This is a genomic window from Reichenbachiella sp. (genome assembly GCF_033344935.1).
Taxonomy (GTDB): Bacteria; Bacteroidota; Bacteroidia; order Cytophagales; family Cyclobacteriaceae; genus Reichenbachiella.
On record NZ_JAWPMM010000001.1, the window covers coordinates 3,421,123 to 3,443,191 of the forward strand.

Consider the following 22,069-nt stretch of genomic DNA (forward strand, 5'->3'; position numbering starts at 1 on the left):
TATTGATGCAGGTCTATCAACTTGCAACTAACTAGTATCATATTTTTGTTTGTCGAATAGCATATAATATCTTTTAGATTGTCCTACCTTCTTTTTGAAATTCCTTTTGAACACCCTGGATGACATCTTCTTTCAGGATAAATTCTGATTTTCTCTGCAAAGCTCTCAAGGCGCTGTAGCGATAGACATTAATTGCAGAACCTCCGGAGATTTCATAGTCTGCGGCCAACTTTGAAAGATCCAGATTGACTTCAGGCTTTAATGGCCCATCAAAAATTTTGCTCCATATCCGATGTCTATTTTTTTGGTTCGGTACCCCGAAGTAGATCATGGACTGAAACCTCCTTGAGAAGGCCTCATCAATGTTCGATTTGAGGTTTGAAGCCAGAATAATTACACCAGGAAAGTCCTCTATCCTCTGAAGCAGGTAAGATATTTCTTGATTGGCAAAACGATCATTTGCACTACTTCCTGAACTTCGCTTCCCAAATAGGGCATCTGCCTCATCGAAAAATAAAATCCATTCATGTCTCTCTGCATAATCGAAAATTCGTGCAAGGTTCTTTTCTGTTTCACCTATATACTTAGAAACTATAATGGACAGATCTACACGGTACACATCCTTGCCCGTAGTCTTGGCTAATAGACACGCAGTGAGAGTTTTTCCCGTCCCAGGAGGACCATAAAATAAGCTTCTATAACCCGGTTTCACCTTCTTAGAAAGGCCCAATTCATTCATCATGAATGATCCATGCTCTATCCAGCTTAGGATTTGATCAATATCTTTTTTGACCTCCTTTTCAATAATTAAATCTTCCCACTCCAGACTTGTCTCTATTTTCTTAGCCGGAAACACTGAATAGCTTGGTTCAGAATTTTCACAGGTCATAGTGAGTGATAGATACTTCTGAGAAATCAATAGTGGCGCGCTCATTTGAGGCTCAAACTCTTCTTCCTGGTTAAGGAATAAAATATTCTCTATAGAAAATGGGTGATTTTTATCGAAATAAGATTTCGCCTTTAACCTACTCTCTAAATCATTTCCAGAAAGAATAAACATGACTGTCTCACCAGTGGGTAAAAAACCGCCATGAAATTTACCTAAGTACCCACCAAACTCTGTATATCCACGATCCAACAATTCGTTCTTTGAAAAGAAAAGATCCAATAGTTGTGGTCTGATATGAGGTATCAATGCCAGTATTAGAATTGCTCTCTCATCCTTTCCGAAATTATGCTTCTTAATTAGGCTCGCATATGTTGAATCATCGGAGCTTAAATCAGGTGGCGCTGGATTTTGAAACTCCGTGTTTTCAAAATACGATTGAAATCGATTTTGTAGTAAGGAAGAAAACCACAAAATTTCCTGTTCAATAGCCTCGATATTTTGCCTAATTCCACTCATCGCCAGCTGACATTTATAGGTTTATCCATCCAAGAATATTTAATAGGTGTTATGCTAAATGGTAAATGATCCATCAACATGTCGTAAGAGTTTTGCTCCACTCTCAACTCCCATGAATCTTCTCTATGTTCTAACTTGCCTTTTCTCCAAAGCCAAGAGCCTCTGAATCCTTCTATTGAACTACTGCCAATAATTGACCAATAGTCAATGACAGCATTTATCAATCCATCAAGCATCTCGCGTTGATTTTTATTCACGTCAATTTCTGCTCTAATTGGAGCATCAACAGGAAGACCGCACAGTACTTTATTAAGTGGCAACTGGTGTTCGTCGAGGAGCGGATCATCCAGCATAAGATGCTGCAATAGCAATACAGCCTGTTCTTGATGATCTCTCGAAATAAATTTCCCATCTTCAGTCAGAAGGCACCTTTCAAAAAGCGTAGGCAAGTATGGGTTTAACAAAGCCAATCCAGCATTCTCCAAATAAATTTCATCATAGAGAACATCAGCGCTTTCATCAAAATAAGGAATGACCGTAGACTCTTTGCTTGGTGTTTTTTCAAAAAAGTCCTCGGAAATCATCTTCTTGATCGTATCAAGATCTAGCGAAACATTTTGATCAGTCAAACTGGTCAGGTTAGACTCAATAGACTCTATTGCCTTATTCAAATTTCCTTCTGCAGGTAGACTCAGGGCAGAAAGTTTCTTAGATAGAACCGGTATTACTTGTAGGTAAACTGCAGGAGCGGTTCCTAATACTAACTGAGCAAATTCTTCGACAAAAGCAGGTTTGGCATCATTGTTTTTGACCAGACTTACTAGAGCAACTTGGCGTGCAGAAGCTAGAAATCTGTTGGTAGACTGCTGACCCAGATTGAGATTGATCTCCAATGTCCTAAGTAGTTGAGTCACTTTTCGACCAAACTGCTTGTCTAATACTGATAAGAGCTTATAGAACGTAGAAAGGGATATTTCCCTTCCGATACCTATGAAAGAATTGGTACTCCAATCGTGGTTGGACAGACCCCTCTTTAATTGTCCTGGTTTTTTTAGCAAATGAATGAGCAAATCATCCACACTTCTAAAACCGTATTTTGACAACTCTGCTCTGTTGACAATGCCTTTAATTCCCGAAATAACTACTTGGGTTATTTCTTCATGATCAACGGACTTATCTTCGGTATTCTGACTTACATCGAATGATTCTGTTTCTATTTCCTGAACATTGAATTTGATGGCTAGTTGATTGACCCATAACGATAAACTTTCATCATTAGCGTGAGTATTGAGCCAAAGCAAGGCCTTGAGTACCTGATCGAAAGCCACACCCGATTTTCTCGAAACATCAATAACTTGCCTTTCGAATAACGATGAATCTGAACCTGACAATACGCACCTAATCATAAGTTCAACTAACCCTTCTTGAAGGGATCCAAAATTGACTAAATGATAAAAAGGAAGCTGCGAGATCTTACTATACATCTTTCGCCAATCTTGTCGATTTGATCGACCAGAAGAAGCAACAATTTTCTCAAATATTGAATTGTCGGAGACTTTCACCAATCCCTTGACAAAAGTTGACTTATTAATATGTATTGATAGAAAACGATGAAATTCCTGTGGACTTTCTTCAACAAAGCCTTTGAGCAAATCCCGGACACTATAAATTCCTTCTTTCCTAAAAATAGAATGAACTTCTCCAGTGGTAACACTCTCTTCTATCCATTCCCAATCTATGCCCTCGTATGAAAAATCAGTAATAACTTCTTGGGTCGTCATTATTTCTTCATCAAATAGCTGGTCTATTATATTAAATACATGATGAGTGGTTGAAAGATCTTTGACTGAAGTCAATCCCTCTTTCAGAAGCGTAATCAGTGAAACATATGATAGGTTGTAATGATTGGCAGTCTTATGGATCAAATTCTTCACGAATACCTTATGGTTGAAACTGCTACCATGATTATCCGCCAATATGCTCATGATAAAAGTCCATAAAACATTAGGGAAATTTTGTGAGGACTCTGGAACCACTCCGTTAGATTGCTGTTCTTTAACAATGGCAGAATGGTACGCAATCACAGCTTGATAATTGGTAGGTTCGAGGAGCTGAACGACCTCCTTCGTCATACCCTGCCCCATCAATTCAATAAATTTTTTCGTCCATCGATATTCTGTAGCATTCGACTTTATCAACGCAATCAGACCACTTCTTCTTTGAGTCAAAAAATGGGATAAAGATTTTTCGAATCTTTTATAATCCTCCTTATTCCTACCAGTGACATGATCAGAATGGAGATAAGCCGAAAGCTCCTCCAAAGACAAAACATCCTCCTTAACTTCTACCTTCTTTGTTATTTGCTCTTTGTCCAAATCCCAGGAAGAAATAATCTCACCAAGTAGTTGGTTCAACTCTGCCTGCTTAGCATGATTGGCATAGTGTTTTTGGGCGTTTTTTAGCATCAAAAGGATATGACTCAACGCAAGATTATAGGTCCCAGCTAATTGCCTTAAAGTACTCATCAAAAATGATCGAGTGTTGAAGTAGGAACCTCTTTCTTCATACAGATAATTGAAAATAAACTCCCAAAAGCGTTTAGATGCATCCTCAAGACTCCTACCAAATAGGGTTTCCTTTTTCTCAACATCGCACCATCTAGTGTGGTAGTTTAGAATCAACTCGGACTGAGATGGTTCCACCTCTCGCACCAGATCAGCAATAGACCGATTATCTAGTTGTAAAATAAGCCTGGTTCTAACCTGAGTAGACTTGAGGAGTACGTTCAAATCTTTTATGAGCGGTTTTCTTGAGGAAGCAAAGGCTTTCCTAAACATATCATTGAATGAATGCCACCTTTCTTGATTAAAATTCCATGGCATGTATCCCTTAATAAGAAAGTGTCTCATCATACTAATCAGACTTGATTCGCCGAAGTCCTGTTCGATGCGGTCTGGACCCTCATGCACCAATTTGGTATTGAGCACCCTACTGAATTTCTCCAGAAATACCCCAGGCAGTATCTTTTCGAAATTGTCGTATGGAATATCTCCCAGATCAAGTTCAATCCTGTTAATATACTGAAGCACAGGACTGTCGTATAGTGCCAAGCATTGGTCTGTTATGGTAGACAATTCGGTCCGAATGACATCCGACATTCTCTTTTGAAAGTCGAGACTCTCGTCTTCCAAATTGAAGGAGACTTCAAATATTTTGCTCTTTATAGTATGTGTTCCTCCATTCATTTTTTATTACTTCCTATGGTTGAAGAATTCAATGAGGTTGGCTTTTTAATTAAAGCCAATAGTTTAGAACCTGCCTCCTTTGACTTAGGGCTCATTCTATTTCCGCGCTGCAAATCAGATATACCACATAACCACGCCGCTCTCAAATTCAAAATATGATTCATAGAACGTGCGCCCAAGCGGTACACTTGATAAGAAAGGTGAATGGGTCCCTGCCTGTAAAGTTCTTTGAGTAGCAATGGCTTTATTTCCTTGAATTTTGGAATCCATCCCGGAATCATTATCGAAACCTGAGGGCTTGACAAGATGTCATTCAAGCTATGGTGCTCATTAGACTTAGTCTTATGCATGACATCAAAATACATGCTCTTGTGCTTATCGGATAAGACAGCCGCCATTTCGACTGCATTTGATAAATTAAATTTCTTGCCGGTGAGCTTTGTACTTCCGCCATATTTTATGGCTACATTCCACTCACCCTGCTTAAGGGAATCCACAAGCAAAGCATGGTCAATTAAGATGAAGCCTTTGGTTTGTTCTATAAATTTTTGGGTAACATCCAAGTGGCATTTTAATGTTTTATGGTACTCCTCTGGGTTACATTGAAATTGAAAAACATCTTCTCCAAGACAATTAATTGTACTTAAATTCTTATGAAAGGAATGTTTTGTACTCTTAGATTTCGGATTCGAAATTTCTCCTAGAAAGCCTTCAATGTATCCGTTCAGGTTGAAGTCTAAGTCTAATTTGCGTTCCATCCCGCTGAACAAATGGGTGGTTGATTTATGACTAGTACTGGTTTTGTCTATTGGCCTCTCTTTCTTAAAATAAGATCTCCCAAGGTTACCACTATAGGTCGGGAACTTCTTTAGCAAACGACTAATATTCTCAACTTTGGCCAAATCATAATCTCCATATTTGGAATTCAGATCAAGTAAACCTTCTAGATCATACTTACCGCCATATCTGGCGTATAAATGTCCAAGCATAGTTGACTTCCTTTTGATATTATTTTCTGTGGTAGTACCATAACCAGCTAGTTCGACTGCGTATTGATTGAATTCGTCTTTCTGAAAATTCTTCCAGGTCTTGTGCGGATGGTCATCTAAATAGGCGTTTTCTCTTCGGAATACATCATAGGCCTTTATTATAAACTGAGCTCCTGGCACATCGTATAGTCGATTTGGATAATAGGTCTGGCAAAGCATGTTTCCTGCTTTGATTCCTGAATCAAAAGAATATAGATCAGACAAATGGGACAACTGCGACAGATGATCAGCAATCACCTGTTCAAACATCATCAAGTACGCTTTGAGCTGCTTTATTTGGCCTCTTTTTCTTTCTGGCACCCCATCGAAACTATCATTTGTCTTTAATCCATATAATTCAGGAAACATATTTTGTATGGAATGGTACTGTTCAATATTTCGATAGTTTCCTTGAGGTAACTTCGGGGCCAGAGAATTTTTGAAGTTATAGTTGCTTACAGGGTTTCTATCCGTTAGACTTTTATAATAGTTATCAACTTTTGCCTGGTCAATGGACCTGACTTGCTTATTACCATAATAAAACTTAAGCCGTTCTGGGTACTTTATTTCTGTCGAAACCCTAGAAAAGTCAAAAAACGGAGAGGTTTTTTGATCTATTCTGATATGTCCCTCGTCACCAATTTTAGTAGTATTTCTCAGGTGAATCGAAAAATCAAAAATGGAATTAAACCTGTTTGTTGAAAGTAAATCCGAACGCATTTGGTTGGGATCTAGCACTAATCTCCTTTCCTGAAGATTGTCATCCAAAACAAAACCGTTTGCCAGTTTCGGACCACTCATAATTTCACCCACCAATAGATCTGTCTTGGCCAACTCTTGGTAGGTATGAAACTTGATATAGGAAGACAAATAATTATTTAATACATAATAGAGCTCAGCGATACTTTGCTCAACATTGACAGTTGATTTAAAATGAAAAGAACCTCTTAAGGTTATGAGCGCTGGACGCAACAATTTTGGGCTTTGATAATAGTCGCCAAGATTCCGATGCTGATACAGTAGTCCTGATATACCTGCCATAATCAGTCTTATCTCTTTTGACAATGACTTTGGTAAGTTATCTGGCATACCATTGATTGTCTTTCCCGTACCATTAGATTCACTATCTATCCAAGTCGCTTTGGCGTAATCATCAAGCTCCACTGTCACTTTGAAGGCCTTTGCACTCTTTCCAAAATTGTTTATGGTAACCCAGGCATTCTTGATCCCTTCAGTTCTATCAATTAGCAATTTTCTTATATCATTCGAGGTGACAGGATTAGTAAAAAGAATATCCTCAGCGGGCAACAATCCATTTTTTAATGGAAGAGTATGATTCTTAGCTGTTAGCAGGTCCTGCATGCTGAATTGACCACGATAACCAAGGTCTAGCAATGCAAAGCATAGGTGCTCTAATATAGTCATACCTGGGTCGGAGGGATTATAATTTGTCCACTTTTGACCAGACATATCTTGTATCGTTTCAATCCCGTCATTCAGTAACTTTTTGAAGTCAGTAGAATCACCTGATTGGACATCTGACTGAGCTGGTATTTGATCGATATTTTCTTTCACCTCCATCATGCCACTTTATTTTTTTTTGCGCTTGGAATGAATTTATCTGGATTTGAAGACCCCTTGGCCAAAAAGGTGATACCTGATGGGACAACAACATTTGACATGTCTTTGGCTTGGATAGCTACATTTTTTGTTAGCTTGTTTTTTTTGCTCTCTCCATAAAGCATTTCATTTTCGAGATAAATGGTCAATTGGCTAAACGAGAGCAAATAACTACGACTGCTTAAAAATTGAATGATATCATTTGTATATAGACATCGTGATTTATACGACAAAGTGTTTTCCTTAACCCAAGGGGATAGAAATCTCATCAACTCAGAGCCGAGCTTATCACGAAGCTGATTTGTATCTTCTTCGGATTTGAACACAGGGTTTATTCCGAAATAAAGATGTTCAAATTGAGCATGACATACGTCTAACGAGATATTCGGTGGAACAATTGGTAGGCAGAAGGCATTAATTTCTTCCAGCAGATTGGCACTACATATAGGCTGAAACATTCTAACACCATCACTTTTTTCTGTCCACGGGATTACGGATATCTTCACCTCATTTGACTTTCCTCCACCCCAGATCTTAGAAGCTGCCTTCACCTCATACAACTCATTAAACCTTTGGAGAATTGCATTTTCATAATCTTGGATTGAAACCAAACGTTGCTTATAGGCTATGCGATTGGCTACTCTTTGCCTGAAAATACTTTTAGTCTCAGGGTTAACACTCCCAAAAGAGTCAAAAGGCTGGGTGACCTTTGAAATACCCTGCTCCGGCTGAGTAAACTTGGTTATTTTGCCTGCTGACAAATCGTTCAGATCATTTTTTGTATTGTTAGCCCCAATTACTCTAGCCGCCATCACGGCGTTGGTTCCTACCATGGTCAATCTGCAATTTTCCACCTCATTTTGACTTCCATCAACTCTTAGCCAATATAATTTACCCGGCATGATAGAGCTCGTGTTCGACGGTTCATCCAATATTTCAATTTTCAAAATACCCATCTTGTTCAGTCCGAAGGTTCCATCACTAAGTACCTTGCATGCAGACCAGTTGTTATCCGTAAGTAGATCTACTTTTAGTTCGGGAAAAGAGCTTGATATATCCGAACCTAAACGATTTTCAACAGCCAGAAAAAGTGTGAGAATACTACTTCTTGTTAAGTTCTTAAAGCCGAGAAAGGCAAATCCTGGACTTGAATAATTAGGAATAAGCGGGGCACCTTTATTTGCTGTACCTTCAGATAATTGAACCATTTGATTGCCATACGGATGAATATGGTAAAATTGATTCTCTTTGGGTGCAAGTAAATCAACATCACACGCAGACTTATAAGACAAGGTGATGTCCTTTACTTTAGGAACAAATGGCTTACCTGGAGGTGGCTGAAAGGTAAGGACAACTTGACTTGAGGTATCCGTTACTTTTGAAGAAAAGACTTTGTAAAGAGCATTCTTAGCTCGCTGAGCCGTTCGCGTAAAACAACCTGGCTTTTTAGACTTTTTTGCCATCTCCGCAGCCAGAGTTGTATTGTTTAAGGTAACCATGGATACTACCTGAGGATAAATAGAATTTCCAAAGGACAAGGATGGTTTTGTCAATTCAATAGCAACAAATCCACTTTCATTGTGACCTGTATAAAGTACGTTAGGGTCAAGCGTATAATCTGGAGTTATCGATGTAGCCAGGCAGTATGAAGAATATGTGAGTGTCGCATCTGGCTGATTTGGCAAATTTGGGTTACTATTCTTGCAAGGATTAGATGGGATAGGCTTTAAACCATCCTTGTCATCTTTGAACAATAGACCTTCTCCATTGCTTTTCCATACGCCATTGTTTAAATAATAAAGCTGAGATTTAAAGTTTGATTTTTGAAAATATGGGCTAGGAACCTCTGTATTCTTTTTAGGATCATACTTGCTTAAATAGCTGTTATACTGATCATAGTAATTGATAAAATCAGCATCGCATGGCAAATTCACCCATCCAAGGTTAAGCACCAGCTGAGATGTTTTTTTGACAAACGGTTCATAGGAACCAATGTATAACTTGTTTGAAACAGTTGGAGACTTACCAAACGGCATCACCAAGGTGTTTGGTGACGATGAACCTGATACCGTGTGAAGAGAAGTAGCAGGCAGTTCGGTTACAAATGAATTAATTATGAAACCGCTCAAGCTACTTTTGCTCAAAATATCAGAAAGAGATTTATTCAATAAAACCACTTTCATAATAGGCCATGACGACGAAAACCCCGAACCATGAACCTTGGCATTATAGGCTACTATTGAGGGATCCGTGTCTTTTAAAGAAAGGCAAAAGTTCAAGGAGATACTATTGGAAGAGGTCTTGATAAAAGACTTTCCTGGCTCGAGCGTCAACCAACCTTTTTTACCTGTTATCTGCAATTTCAACAATGGGCTAATATCCTTTCCCAAGAGCTTACTATGCTCATCAGAAATCTTGAGAAGAGATATGGCAACGTGAACATCTCTATGACCTCCTGCCAGAGTCAAATCAGGTGAGGAGATCGCAAATCCTAAGGGTAATTTTTGGGTGTTTGTTGCTGCATCCCCATACATGCTAAAGGAGTTGTATGAATTGGTCACTTGATCCAGCATAGGTTTCTGAAATGCCTTGATCTGTCCCCCACCCAGAGCTTGATTATTGCCCCAACTACATGTGAGATATTGGGATATTTCAGATCCCGTAACTATTAATTCCTCATTTGTTCCGAAGACGATAGCTTGTCCGTCACCGTCGGCACCTCCACTTAATGTACTTCCCTTCTGTACCTTGACGGGTTGATGCTTTTCATCCAATTTGAGCAATAAGTAAGCACTGTCTGGTTTGGCTCCAGCCATTTTGAAATCGAGAATATCTTGATAATAAAAATCAAGATGCCTTTCCGTGAGACCATTCAGAGCTCTTTGCTGATTTTGATAAGCTTTTAAAAAGCCACACATCAAGGAAATGTGAGGAGCTGTTTCTCCACTATCAAAATTTATGTAAAACTGCTTCCGAGATTCATTAACAATAGCTTGTATGAGGTGATAGGCTGATCTAGCACTCTGATTGACTGCCTCCAAAAATTCGCTCAATGATTTGAATGCAGACTTTGACCGCTTAGTAGTGTCTGGAAATGGATCAAAATTCCAGATAACATCAAGTTTACTGAGCTTCTTGAATTGATTATCAATTTTTTCTTTATCCGTAATGAAACCCTTATTAAGGACATAATAGTAGCAACTGTAAACGTCCTTAAGCGAAAAGCTGAATTTTTGCCAAATGATCTGTTTCAAATACACCTGAAACTGATGATCTATATAATATTGGGTAAAGACCTTGTAGAATTCATTGACGCGAACAACAGCCTGAAAGATCGTCGAGAATATCTTCCAATACATTGCTGCATTAGCATCCACTTCATCATTGGTAAGACCATTTGCTGAATTATTTCTGATACCTGAGACCAATGATAAAATGTCTCTATAGTCCTCCTCAAATCTCCAATCGCTGATAATAGCTAAAAGAGAAATCATATCGGTCTTGAAAAAATCTGACCAATCTCCCTTTTTTTCGTCATTTTCATCATAGTACCAAAATTGCCTTGATACTTTCTCCATATACGACAACATCTCTGGCATGGTGCGCTCATCTAGCTGCACCGTATCAGGGTTTAAAAGCAGGTTTTCTCTCTGAGATTGTGAGGTTCCAACTGCCGACCTTATGACGCTATCGTTTATTCCACTCATTATGGCTCCAGATTGGTTCCTTCATTGATATAAAATGGGAAGACGAAATTATGACGAGAGTTCACCTTTCGGATTGTATAGGTCAACTTGACAGCAATGAAGCCATCTACCTGATCTCTGGTGTCAATTGATATATCGTCAACAGTTATCCTTGGCTCATAAAGCCTTACATTTCTTTTTAATGATTCTTTTATCTCACTTTCCAGAAGAGAGTTCTGCGAGCAAAAGACGAGTTTATTAAGTTCAGTACCATATGCATGATTGAGCGCTCTCTCTCCCTGTCTGGTAGAAAATAGCAACTTGAGGTTTTCGTTGATGTTCTGCACATTTTTTGTCATGAGCACCTCATTGCTCCCCTTTACAAATACTGGTGGTGAGCCCCAGCCAATTCCAATAAATTCGTTCTCTTGTATTATCATTTTTATCCTCCTATTTCTACCGTTGGTGCTCCCATTATTATTGTTCCTCCGTGCGCTGTTTCATCTCCCATTCTGGCTGCCGGACGCCCTTCGATCATCACGGTAGCACTTCCCATGACCACAGCATCAGGAGGCCCTACGCACACTAGCATATCACCTACTACAGATGCCGGCATTCCTTCTATAATCACAGTAGGTGCACCTGGCCCAACAATGGGGCCACCCACATGGGGTATTGGTGGTAAACTTGGATCTTCCATTGGGCATTCGTGCATATCAGTTAGTCTGGCTGCTGGTGGCATATCTTTATCTTTTTAGTTAATCATAACCATTGCTCCATTGATCGAAACTTCCTCTCCTCCTGAAACCGTCGTTGTCATACCTCCCTCTATCTGCGCTTCCATTTCGGCCTGAGCTGTAATCGATGAGGCTTGCAGTGAAATCGATTCTCCCGCTTCTACAGTCACACTGGTTCCTGCTTTTATTGAAATAGCTTCTGCTGCCTGCAAATTCATATTGGAAGCACTTTTGATGGTGATTCCGGAAGAGGATAACTCAATCGAGTTTTCATTCTGATCCTGAATCATAATGTTTTGATCCTGATCACTCCAAATCATTTTATTCTCACCTGGTGTAGTAATAGTGATGATCTTGTTTTCATCATCGAATTCAAGCTTCAGTTTGTTTTTTGTTACAATAGCCTTTTTACTGTTTTGCTCATCGGGAGTATAAGGCGCTACCTTGCTATTGCTGTTGTATAAAGAACCAAGAATGATTGGAAACCTAGGATCCTCATTAAGAAAACCTAAAATAACCTCGTCTCCTACCTCAGGATAGAAAAACGACCCTGCTTCATTGGTTGCATAAAAATTGGACAGTCTGGCCCAAATACCATCTCCTCCTTCCTTGATAATAGGTACGTCAACCAGCACTCGGAACTGACCATCAGGGTCCTGATCAATTTGCTTCACAGTCCCATTCTGTAAGCCTTGAATGCCTGGCAAAAGGCCGGATGCCAAAGAAGCCTGCATTGCCACGCGGTCAGAAAACCATTCGGGGGTCATACCAATTTCTGCTTCGGTAATCCAATTGCCATTTGCAAATCGGTGTTCCACAGCTGAAACAATCGCTTTACCAGTGAATCGGGCACCCACTCCTTTGATATCTATCAATTTACCGGGTATAGTGTCTCCGTTGCCTTGAAAGCTCAGCGTTCCTCTTATTTTAGAATATTTAGACTTTGTGGCTTGTGCCTTGGCCCAAGCATTCAAATCCCCTTCTTCTAAAGGGACAGTAGATTGTAGTCCAAAATCGGAAACACCCATCACACTAGAAAGGCTACTATTGGAGACATTGCCCTGTCCGTAATCCGAAATGGTGGATTGACCATTCACAATCTTCTGATTTTTTAGATCCCAAGCATTGCTCTTTATGCTTTTGAATTGATACTGCGCATCAAGGGTGGCATCAAATTCCAATAAATCTTGACCATAGGTAACAGTCACAACAGCATCCGTCTCATCATCAGGGTTTTTGACTGAAACTTTTCCAGCATCTGTCATCACTACCATGCCGTTAGTCTCTGCGCGTGATAGGATAAAGTCCCAATCTGTAGAGTAATATTGAACCACTTCAGGATGCTGATTGGAAGTCGCGCTTATATCAGCCTGCAAGGCTCCATAATTTCCAATAACTGAACTAATAATATCACTGTCCTTTTGCTGCTTGAAATAGGCGTTTTTTCTTCCACTGGTCATTTTTATAGACTCGTCCTTACAAATCACCTCCAAAATAGGGCCGCCCATTTTTTTTACTTTCAAATTTTGACGAAGTACTACGCCTTTGAATACTGATTGATTGGTACCGTCATAGCCCAGTTTTATCTCTATTTTGACTCCAGGTAAGAAAGTAGATGAATCGCTAATAGGAAAATCTTCGGTTGCCGCGTTGCCATCTACAATATGTATTTCACAACCGCTGATCCTATTAACCTTTTTTTGAACCACAATCGACTTAACATTGTAGGTGTCCTTAATGGGGCTGCCATCTGCCAATATCTGATAGGTAACTAAATCCGATTTTTTTATGACTGGTGAAGCTAACATATCAATGAACGACTAGTGGTGGAAAGTACAGTTTAGTCCCTGGTTTGATATGCATCAGTGTATCAAGCTTATTGTGCTCGGCCACCATCAACATCTGAGATTCATCCTGATAAACATCATAAGTAAGAGCTGGTAATTGCTCGCCTGCTATCACCGTTTTCACATGAGTCATATCAGGAGAATTATCCTCCATCGCTTCAGATGGATTCTGAAATTCCTTAAACGTCACACTGACTTTTGCGCGTAAGGGAGAACCATCCGGCTTAAACAGCGTATAGTTGATCTTCATAGTGGTAAGGCGACACTTAAAAAGCATGGCTTTACCCCAGATCAGTTTGAGAAAATTAGGACTATGAATGGACCCATTGTAGTCATAGGCCACCTTCTTGAACTTTGTGATTTCAGAGGTCAAGTCTGTTCGGTTCTTGTCTACAACCCCTGTAGCATCAAATACCAAATCAAAATTAACAGATGATGGTGTACTCTTTTCGTACTTTATAGAGGCATCCGGCGTACCCGCTCCTTGCTCTTCGCTATACTGCACATTAAGGCTATGTGAATAGGATTCAGGATTCAGCATAGCCGTATATGACCCGACCTGGCTACTGAAGTTCTCATCCTTGTAGCCCTCTATAGTAAGTGGTTGTAGTTTCCCAGACATTAGCGCTCTCTATTTTTTTCTATGATTTTCATCAACTTCTCCACACATGCATCTATGATCTCTGTTCGAACTTTTGGTGAAATCTGAGCCGACTCACCTTGTCTGGCGGCACCAGTATCTGATACTATATTAGTTCTAATAATGAGTTCTTTAATTTCTACTGGCATCACATTCTTTTTTTAGATTTATACCTTCTTGAAGTAGGAATAAGCAAATTCCAGAGTCTCGATCGAAAGAGAGTTTTCCTGCGATTTAAAATCAGACACGCTCCATTTAACCGGATAAGCATTCACAAAACTCCAGCTCATCAAAGGCTTTCCTTCGGCTCCGAGCAATGAGAGCATTATAGACTTGGTCTGAATGACGGTTCCCAAATCTGAAGTCAAAGTATCCTTACACCAGGCAGCCAATTGAGAGCTGGTTGTGACCAAACCTCTCTTTAATATCAGGTTCTCCGACTTTATAGTTTTAGGCAGTTTGTACTTGAATCGGTTCTCTCCGCCACAGACGACCTCCTCAGTTTCAATCTGTGTGCTGATGCCAGAAGCCTCTTGAAATCCGGCATCAGCCTGACCAGATATCCCACTAAAGGATAACCGGAAGTAAAAAGATGGAGGCGGGTAATATGTGCTCGATTTACCCATTATCCGTTAGAAATTTTTAGTCCCTCGTGTGCGATCTCAATTGTGTCTACAGCCACTTCGTTTCCGTCAGACTTTAAATCTGTACCGGTGATTTTCGTTGGCCAGGCATTTTTCAAGGTCCAGGTCATGGTAGGTTTACCATTCTCATCCAGCAACTTGATGGTCACCGTCTGTCTTTTTATTGTATTCATTTTGATTTGGCTATACCAACTCCAAAATGAATTGTCTTTTACAAAAATCCCACGTTTCATAGTCACATTGCCGTATTTGGCAATGCCCGGCATTTTTATCGTACTAAACAAGGTGCTATTGCTTGCCCGGTACTCAATCACCTGGGTTTCAGCTTCTAATCCAGAAACTTCCTGAAATGCAATGTTTTGTTTAATGGTTCCCCAATCAACGGAAAACCTGAATTTGGGCATTGGCCAAATGTTGTTTTCGGTACTACCGTCTTTACCAGCCATAATTTTATAGTTTTATGTTTTTAGATATTTTACTTACTAATGACCTATGATTTAGCCATCTCTTGTTCCACTTCAATAACAATGAATTCTGCCGGATGAGTGACAGCGATTTTGACCGCTATTTTCATCGTACCTTCCAAAATATCCTGAGCAGTCATTGTTGTACCCAAACCAACTGCTACATTAAAAGCGTCAGTGGGTGTTGAACCCTGAAGTGCCCCTTCCTTCCAGATATTTTCAAGAAAATTTTCTATCATACTCTTGACTGTCTGCCAGGTATTCGCATCATTTGGAGCAAAGACGAATGGATGACTAGCCAGCTTAACAGATTGCTCAATCATGGTTACGGTACGGCGAACATTAATGTACCTCCAATCATCACTATTGCCATCAAGGGTACGAGCGCCCCATACCAGAATGCCTAATCCATTAAAGAAACGGATCGCATTGATTGATTTTCCGCTTACCGCATCTACATTAAGACCAGCTTGCATAGAGTCATTAATATTTAATGTTAGTCCGACCGCTCCAACGGGAGTCACATTGGCTGGAGCATTCCAAACACCTTTGGTATTATCAACCTGAGTATATACTCCTGCCATTGCGCCACTTGGTGGCAGCGTGTTGATTTGCTCTTGAATAATCCCCATTATTTGTTTGTATTGCTTACTAGAGTTCATCAGAGCTTGATTAAGTTGACTAGAAGTCATTCCTGCTGGAGGACTCTTGATATTACCCAATATCTGTTCAGCGGAAGCATTTGGTGCAGCGGGTGGGTTCACAATATCAGCCAAAGCGCTTACATCCCCTCCATTTATATTACCATAGTCAATCTCACCTATTTCAGTAATGGTCGTATTCAAGAATGGGTAATATGCAGCACCATACTTGAGCGAGTTCATGCCAGTAGAGTTACGGAAATTTTGAATGTCCTGTGTGTATAGAATCGGATCAGGATTATTACCACCAATGATATCCAGTAAAGACATGGCTGTTCCCATATCTCCATTCTGCAACAACATCGCTTCCATCAATGTGCTATTATCATCGGGAGTAAGAAGAGTAGCCTCAGGCACAACATACATCGTAACCTCCTCAATTTTCTTAAGCAACTCCACGCCGCCCATGAGGTCAGATAATTTAACATTAGGATTTACAATCTGATCGCCCGGTGTAACTGGTGATTTCGTAGGTGTCCCATAGGGACCCACTGATACGATATAGGCAGAACCTCCACCGTTTTCAAAAAATAAACGGATACTGTTATACAGATAGTAGATCGTTCCAGGGTCTGGTTCCACAGTGTAGATGTCTCCGTTGATATGATAGGCATGTCCTTTCTCAGGCATTTTCTTCTGCTTAGTAATGTAGTATTCAGGAAAATACTGTTTCGCAGCGGGTGCTGGTGCCGGAGGGTTTGGAACCATGAAAAAAGCCTGAAATTCGTTCATCGAAGTAATTTTAACTGGCTTATTTAAATAAGACTTTCCCTCATAAGCGGCGTTCGGTGTATAGCCTATAAATGCAGGAACCGCGGTGGCAACTTCTACAACTGAATTTGGAAAAGCATTTACTTCATCAATATAAACGCCGGGGGTCTGTGTAGCCAATGGTGATAATGACATAATTTTATATTTAAGTTTCTTGTTTTATAAATAGATATACATTGTCGACTGAGCCACTTTTGACTCAGCTTGATTCAATTTTTCAATATTCGTAATAGAGCTGGGCGACGCCGTAGGTAGCTTTTCTATGAGCACTTCTTCGTCATCTTCTCTATGATCTTTCTTTTTCAGTGAAAATGTTTTTTCGTATCGTTCCTGAATAGGATAAAGCTGATCCCCAGAACTAAAGCGGAATGCCTTCTGTCCATTGGGCATTTGAGCTGATTGAGGGCCATCCAACAAACTACCCTCGGGATCATTGATCTCATAAGAGCTTCTCTCATCAGGAGAAACTACATAGTAATTCCATTGTGTGTTTCTTGCTTCAAATCGTATGGTATAAATCTTAGGAGTGATCTTCTCCTCGCTCAAAAATTCATCAAGATAAAGATCCACATGCCCGATGGACTCTGCTTCAAATAAGTTGATCTGATGATCAGGTACCAGAAGATTAGTCGCCTCCTGCTCTAGACTTTTTTTGTTGCTAAAACTGAATGTAACTAGTTCATCCAACGGGGTGTTAGTGAAAAACGTAAATTGCTCATTGGTACTATACAGCTGAAAACGAAGATAAAACTGCCCGAAAAAAGCGATCAGCTCTCGTAAATAATCAGCATCAAAATCGTCTAGATGGTAAATGGAAAAACCTGTTTCCGTCGTTCTAAAGATCAAACCTCGATTCCAAATAAAAGCTTCAGAACGTTGTTCAGGGATAACTTTCAAATCTCTAAAGATTCCATTTGAATAGTAAGTATGTAAAATTTTTACGTCTGCCAACAATATGTACTTTGATGCCTTCATACGTCTGCTTGAACATGTTCTTTAACCGCTGTAACATTGGGGATATTCCGCTCAGTCTGATCGCCTTGAAAGGTGATCATTCTGATTTTGAAAGGGACTGACGGTATGTACTTGGTCCCCATGGAAGACCATAAATTGAAGGACTCTGTTGAGTTGAGTTTCATAACTTCAGCACTCAACTGAAAAATTTCAGGATCCAACCCTGGAGAATTTTGGCCATCAAAATGGCTCTTAGCCTGAAAATAGTATAATGCTCCAGAAATGAATTTGAGTGACTCCTCGTAATTATTGAAAAGTGCCGCCACCATCACATTGACGTTGAAACAAAGAGGCGGATTTACTTGATCAAAATGGTTTTTAAATTGTTTGCCGTGAATAGCATTTGGTATGGTTGACTCATGCTCAAGGTTGATAACAGAAATGATTATTTTATTTCTGTTTTCTTCAGGTACACTTCCATCCTGGTTAAGAATACTTCCCAACTTTACACTTCTTTCAGAAGTGACATACTTTCTTTTCAAGAAAGTATCCAAATCGTCAGCGATATAGGTTAGGGCTTCTTTGATCAAGGTGCTTAGGTTTGTTTTTCACACCATTAATACCTTCTTGCCAAAAAGGTTACCCTCTATTTAAAAAAAATATTTCGACCCTTAATACCTAACTAAATATCTTACCTGCCTAATGTTAATGCCCGAGTACGCTTTACCCTGTTACCGTTAATACAAGTTGTCCACTTTCCAATAGTATAGATCCATGGTAAGACCTAATCATTTAATAGCAGAGAATTTATAGGTGTATAAAAAATCTAATTAATTAGCTAACAGTTAATTAGATTTTAAAATTTGAGGTCCCGAGCCGATTACTCATACGCACTGACACGCGTATAGTTCCTCGTGATTTAAAGATTCAAACAGCTCCTTCTCTAAGATTCGAATCAAAAACGTTTAAACAAAAAAAGACTACTCAATGAGTAGTCTTTAAGTGAGGTCCCGAGCGGATTCGAACCGCTGTACGAGCTTTTGCAGAGCTCTGCCTAGCCACTCGGCCACAGGACCATTTTTTGGAGACACAAAATTAGAATTAATTAAATCCCCTGCAAACAATTTGCTATTTCTATTCGCTAAAAAATCGCTTTTTTCTTAACGCAAGGCACAAAAAAAAGGTACACCGAAGTGTACCTTTCTATTAAATATATTTCTGATTAAGATTCAGCTCCTTCAGCAGCTTCACCTTTATCTTCTTCTTTCTTAGCAGCAGCCTTCTTAGGGGCAGCTTTCTTAGCAGCAGGCTTAGTAGCGCTAGCTTCCATTTGCTCTTTCAATGCAGAAAGTGCCGCGATATCTCCCATAGTAGATTTCTCAGAATCAGCGTTTACTTTGTCTACTCCTTTGCTCTTAGCTGCAGCTTTCTTCTTAGGTGCTGGAGCTTTCTCCACTACCTCGTCAGAGTAAGTTGCTACGTGAGACAAAGTGATCTTCTTGTCATCCTTAGAGAAGTCAACTACTACGAAGTCTAGGCTATCACCAATTGCTGGCTTAGAACCGTCTTCCTTCTTCATGTTCTTAGTAGAAGCGAATCCTTCTAGACCGTAAGGCAATTCAAGAATTGAACCTTTGTCGATGATGTTAGTCACTGTACACTTGTGAGAAGTTCCTCTTGCGAATACTGTTTCGAAAGTATCCCAAGGGTTTTCTTCCAATTGCTTGTGACCTAGTGCCAATCTTCTGTTGTCTACGTCAAGCTCAAGTACTCTTACTTCTAGCTCTTCGTTTACATTGATGAATTCAGAAGGGTGTTTCACTTTCTTAGTCCAAGACAAATCAGATACGTGAACCAAACCGTCGATACCTTCTTCAAGCTCGATGAACAATCCGAAGTTTGTCAAGTTTCTCACGATTCCTTTGTGATCTGTACCTACAGCGTATTTAGTCAATACGTCCTGCTTAGTCCAAGGATCTTCAGTCAATTGCTTGATACCTAGAGACATTTTTCTTTCGTCTCTATCGATCGTCAATACTACAGCTTCTAGCTCATCACCAATGTTGATGAAATCTTGAGGGTTTCTCAAGTGCTGAGACCATGACATTTCAGAAACGTGAATCAAACCTTCAACGCCAGGCTGGATTTCCAAGAACGCACCGTAATCCGCTACATTCACAATCTTACCTTTCACTTTAGATCCGATTTCAACAGTTTTGTCTAGTGAATCCCATGGGTGCTCTGACAACTGCTTCATACCCAAAGAAATTCTCTTCTTGTCGTCGTCGAAATCAAGAACAACAACATTTACTTTCTCATCCAGATTCAATACTTCTTCTGGGTGATTTACTCTACCCCAAGAGATATCAGTAATGTGAAGTAGACCATCTACACCTCCAAGATCGATGAATACACCGAAATTGGTCATGTTTTTGATCACACCTTCAAGTACCTGACCTTTTTCAAGGTTCTCAAGGATTTGAGCTTTTTGTTTTTCGAGATCTTTCTCAATCAAGATTTTGTGAGAAACAACCACGTTATCGTTAGTGTAGTTGATTTTCACAACTTTCACTTCCATTTTCTTATCTACGAAGATATCGAAGTCTCTGATAGGCTTCACGTCGATCTGAGAACCTGGCAAGAACGCCTCGATTCCATAGATATCCACGATCAAACCACCTTTGGTTCTTCTCTTCACCATACCGTCGATGACCAAATCCTCGTCGGCAGACTTTTGGATTTTTTCCCATGCACCAACGATCTTCGCTTTCTTTCTAGAAAGAACCAACTGACCATTGTTGTCTTCTTGCTCTTCGATGTAAACTTCTACAGTATCACCAGGCTTAAGGTCCGGTGTATCTCTGAATTCTGACGCTGATACCAACCCATCAGATTTGAATCCAATGTTTAAGATCACGTCTCTTGAAGTCATACTCACAACAGTACCTTCTACTACCTGCTTTTCTTCGATAGTATTTAAGCTATCTCCGTAAAGTGCTTCAAGATCTTCTCTTTGCTTTTTGTTGTATCCGTCTCCGAATCCTTTTGGCTGAACATTGTCCCAGTCAAATTCTTCTTCGTCTTCTACAACAGCCACTTCAGTCTTAGGAGCTTTTGTTGCTTTCTTCTCAGCCTTAGGTGCTTCTTCTTTTACCTCTTCAGTAGGCGCAGCAGCAGTTTCTTCTACTACAGCTTCTTTAGCTGCTTCAGTTGACTGATTTTCTAATTCTTCTTTATTTTCCATTATAATGTGAGTCCTGATTTACAGCGTCATTCCGGACTCGGAAAATGCGCCATTTTGTTTGTGTTTTTCTCGACTCATCGAGACCCATTCACTCGAATGGAGCGCAAAGATAGGTATTTATATATTTTAATGCACAATTAATACTTAAAATCAGGACGAATATCACTTCTTATTAAAGTGGTTGTTTTCTTGAATCATCTTTTGGTATTAATTTGCTGAAAAATCCACTTATGAAAATAATTGAATGCCCCCGAGACGCCATGCAAGGATTGCATGAATTTGTACCTACAGAACTCAAAGTCAAGTACATCAACGAATTGCTCAAGGTGGGATTCGACACCATAGATTTTGGAAGCTTCGTTTCTCCAAAGGCCATTCCTCAACTAAAGGACACAGCTGAAGTGCTGGCCCATCTGGATTTAGACCATACCCAATCAAAACTACTGGCTATCATCGCCAATACCCGTGGCGCACATGATGCTTGTGAACATGAACAAATAGACTACTTAGGCTTTCCTCTTTCGCTATCAGAGACTTTTCAGCAGCGCAACACCAACAAGAGCATAGCCGAAGCATTCGAACAAATCAACATCATACAGGACCTTTGTCACGATCACAACAAAACATTGGTCACCTATCTTTCTATGGGATTTGGTAATCCTTATGGGGATCCTTATGAAATGCCTTATGTCTCAGAGTTTATATCCAAACTGAAAGCAATGGATGTTAGAATTATTTCTCTTGCTGATACGATCGGTGTTTCTAATCCAGAAAACATTACAACTTTATTCAAGAGCATAACGAACGAATTTGAAGGCATCGAATTTGGGGTGCATTTACATTCTGACCTAGATACGGCAGTTGAGAAAATTGACGCCGCATACAAAGCTGGGTGTCGAAGATTTGATGGAGCCATCAACGGATTTGGTGGTTGCCCAATGGCTGAAGACAAGCTCGTTGGGAATATTGCCACCGAAACCATGCTCGCTTATTTCGAACAACACAACATTGATATCAAATATGATAAAAAAGTATTTGAACATGTGTTGAACATGGCTCCTGAGGTATTCTTAGGCAGATAGT

The 22,069-nt window shown here is 39.8% G+C and carries 16 protein-coding genes and 1 tRNA gene; 1 reads left to right on the forward strand and 16 read right to left on the reverse strand.

Annotated features, from left to right (window positions below):
* Positions 1-73: 73 nt before the first annotated feature.
* The 16 genes from R8N23_RS14805 to rpsA all read right to left on the reverse strand — a co-directional run bounded on the left by R8N23_RS14805 (position 74) and on the right by rpsA (position 20,986).
* Complete coding sequence (locus R8N23_RS14805; protein WP_318172389.1) at positions 74-1,405, reverse strand: ATP-binding protein; 1,332 nt, start codon at positions 1,403-1,405, stop codon at positions 74-76.
* Positions 1,402-4,650 (reverse strand): contractile injection system tape measure protein, encoded by a 3,249-nt coding sequence (locus R8N23_RS14810; protein ID WP_318172390.1) that lies wholly within the window; start codon positions 4,648-4,650, stop codon positions 1,402-1,404. The genes R8N23_RS14805 and R8N23_RS14810 overlap by 4 nt, the downstream gene beginning before the upstream one ends.
* On the reverse strand, positions 4,647-7,262 hold the full coding sequence (locus R8N23_RS14815) for a hypothetical protein (RefSeq protein WP_318172391.1): 2,616 nt from the start codon (positions 7,260-7,262) through the stop codon (positions 4,647-4,649). Before R8N23_RS14815 ends, R8N23_RS14810 begins: the two co-directional genes overlap by 4 nt.
* On the reverse strand, positions 7,259-11,005 hold the full coding sequence (locus R8N23_RS14820; RefSeq protein ID WP_318172392.1) for a hypothetical protein: 3,747 nt from the start codon (positions 11,003-11,005) through the stop codon (positions 7,259-7,261). The genes R8N23_RS14815 and R8N23_RS14820 overlap by 4 nt, the downstream gene beginning before the upstream one ends.
* Positions 11,005-11,424, reverse strand: a complete 420-nt coding sequence (locus R8N23_RS14825; RefSeq protein ID WP_318172393.1) for a GPW/gp25 family protein — start codon at positions 11,422-11,424, stop codon at positions 11,005-11,007. The genes R8N23_RS14820 and R8N23_RS14825 overlap by 1 nt, the downstream gene beginning before the upstream one ends.
* Before the next feature lie 2 nt (positions 11,425-11,426).
* Positions 11,427-11,726 carry a PAAR domain-containing protein gene (locus R8N23_RS14830; RefSeq protein WP_318172394.1) on the reverse strand — a complete coding sequence of 100 codons (300 nt, stop codon included), beginning with the start codon at positions 11,724-11,726 and terminating at the stop codon, positions 11,427-11,429.
* A gap of 12 nt (positions 11,727-11,738) precedes the next feature.
* Complete coding sequence (gene vgrG / locus R8N23_RS14835) at positions 11,739-13,529, reverse strand: type VI secretion system tip protein VgrG (RefSeq protein ID WP_318172395.1); 1,791 nt, start codon at positions 13,527-13,529, stop codon at positions 11,739-11,741.
* A 1-nt stretch (position 13,530) separates the two neighbouring features.
* Positions 13,531-14,190 carry a LysM peptidoglycan-binding domain-containing protein gene (locus R8N23_RS14840; RefSeq protein ID WP_318172396.1) on the reverse strand — a complete coding sequence of 220 codons (660 nt, stop codon included), beginning with the start codon at positions 14,188-14,190 and terminating at the stop codon, positions 13,531-13,533.
* A complete protein-coding gene (locus R8N23_RS14845; RefSeq protein WP_318172397.1) occupies positions 14,190-14,357 on the reverse strand; it encodes a DUF5908 family protein in 168 nt (55 codons plus the stop codon). Before R8N23_RS14845 ends, R8N23_RS14840 begins: the two co-directional genes overlap by 1 nt.
* An 18-nt stretch (positions 14,358-14,375) precedes the next feature.
* Entirely contained in the window at positions 14,376-14,834 is a 459-nt protein-coding gene (locus R8N23_RS14850; protein WP_318172398.1) for a phage tail protein, read from the reverse strand.
* Complete coding sequence (locus tag R8N23_RS14855) at positions 14,834-15,298, reverse strand: phage tail protein (protein WP_318172399.1); 465 nt, start codon at positions 15,296-15,298, stop codon at positions 14,834-14,836. The genes R8N23_RS14850 and R8N23_RS14855 overlap by 1 nt, the downstream gene beginning before the upstream one ends.
* Positions 15,299-15,342: 44 nt before the next feature.
* Positions 15,343-16,923, reverse strand: coding sequence for a phage tail sheath family protein (locus tag R8N23_RS14860; RefSeq protein WP_318172400.1), 1,581 nt, complete (start codon positions 16,921-16,923; stop codon positions 15,343-15,345).
* A gap of 24 nt (positions 16,924-16,947) precedes the next feature.
* The gene (locus R8N23_RS14865) at positions 16,948-17,763 is read right to left on the reverse strand and encodes a hypothetical protein (RefSeq protein WP_318172401.1); all 816 of its coding nucleotides are present in this window, start codon (positions 17,761-17,763) and stop codon (positions 16,948-16,950) included.
* Complete coding sequence (locus R8N23_RS14870) at positions 17,760-18,332, reverse strand: DUF4255 domain-containing protein (RefSeq protein ID WP_318172402.1); 573 nt, start codon at positions 18,330-18,332, stop codon at positions 17,760-17,762. The genes R8N23_RS14865 and R8N23_RS14870 overlap by 4 nt, the downstream gene beginning before the upstream one ends.
* Positions 18,333-18,747: 415 nt before the next feature.
* Positions 18,748-18,818 (reverse strand) — tRNA-Cys (locus R8N23_RS14875).
* A 146-nt stretch (positions 18,819-18,964) separates the two neighbouring features.
* Positions 18,965-20,986 (reverse strand): 30S ribosomal protein S1, encoded by a 2,022-nt coding sequence (gene rpsA, locus R8N23_RS14880; RefSeq protein ID WP_318172403.1) that lies wholly within the window; start codon positions 20,984-20,986, stop codon positions 18,965-18,967.
* Positions 20,987-21,216: 230 nt separating this feature from the next.
* Here rpsA and R8N23_RS14885 point away from each other — a divergent pair, with 230 nt between their 5' ends.
* A complete protein-coding gene (locus R8N23_RS14885) occupies positions 21,217-22,068 on the forward strand; it encodes a hydroxymethylglutaryl-CoA lyase (RefSeq protein WP_318172404.1) in 852 nt (283 codons plus the stop codon).
* Position 22,069 lies beyond the last annotated feature (1 nt).

Coding starts and splice junctions, on each gene's coding strand:
- R8N23_RS14885 (WP_318172404.1), top strand. CDS start 21,217: ATGAAAATAATTGAATGCCCCCGAGACGCCATGCAAGGATTGCATGAA.
- R8N23_RS14830 (WP_318172394.1), bottom strand. CDS start 11,726: ATGCCACCAGCAGCCAGACTAACTGATATGCACGAATGCCCAATGGAA.
- R8N23_RS14865 (WP_318172401.1), bottom strand. CDS start 17,763: ATGAAGGCATCAAAGTACATATTGTTGGCAGACGTAAAAATTTTACAT.
- R8N23_RS14805 (WP_318172389.1), bottom strand. CDS start 1,405: ATGAGTGGAATTAGGCAAAATATCGAGGCTATTGAACAGGAAATTTTG.
- R8N23_RS14825 (WP_318172393.1), bottom strand. CDS start 11,424: ATGATAATACAAGAGAACGAATTTATTGGAATTGGCTGGGGCTCACCA.
- R8N23_RS14860 (WP_318172400.1), bottom strand. CDS start 16,923: ATGTCATTATCACCATTGGCTACACAGACCCCCGGCGTTTATATTGAT.
- R8N23_RS14810 (WP_318172390.1), bottom strand. CDS start 4,650: ATGAATGGAGGAACACATACTATAAAGAGCAAAATATTTGAAGTCTCC.
- R8N23_RS14850 (WP_318172398.1), bottom strand. CDS start 14,834: ATGGGTAAATCGAGCACATATTACCCGCCTCCATCTTTTTACTTCCGG.
- R8N23_RS14820 (WP_318172392.1), bottom strand. CDS start 11,005: ATGAGTGGAATAAACGATAGCGTCATAAGGTCGGCAGTTGGAACCTCA.
- R8N23_RS14840 (WP_318172396.1), bottom strand. CDS start 14,190: ATGTCTGGGAAACTACAACCACTTACTATAGAGGGCTACAAGGATGAG.
- R8N23_RS14815 (WP_318172391.1), bottom strand. CDS start 7,262: ATGATGGAGGTGAAAGAAAATATCGATCAAATACCAGCTCAGTCAGAT.
- rpsA (WP_318172403.1), bottom strand. CDS start 20,986: ATGGAAAATAAAGAAGAATTAGAAAATCAGTCAACTGAAGCAGCTAAA.
- R8N23_RS14855 (WP_318172399.1), bottom strand. CDS start 15,298: ATGGCTGGTAAAGACGGTAGTACCGAAAACAACATTTGGCCAATGCCC.
- vgrG (WP_318172395.1), bottom strand. CDS start 13,529: ATGTTAGCTTCACCAGTCATAAAAAAATCGGATTTAGTTACCTATCAG.
- R8N23_RS14845 (WP_318172397.1), bottom strand. CDS start 14,357: ATGCCAGTAGAAATTAAAGAACTCATTATTAGAACTAATATAGTATCA.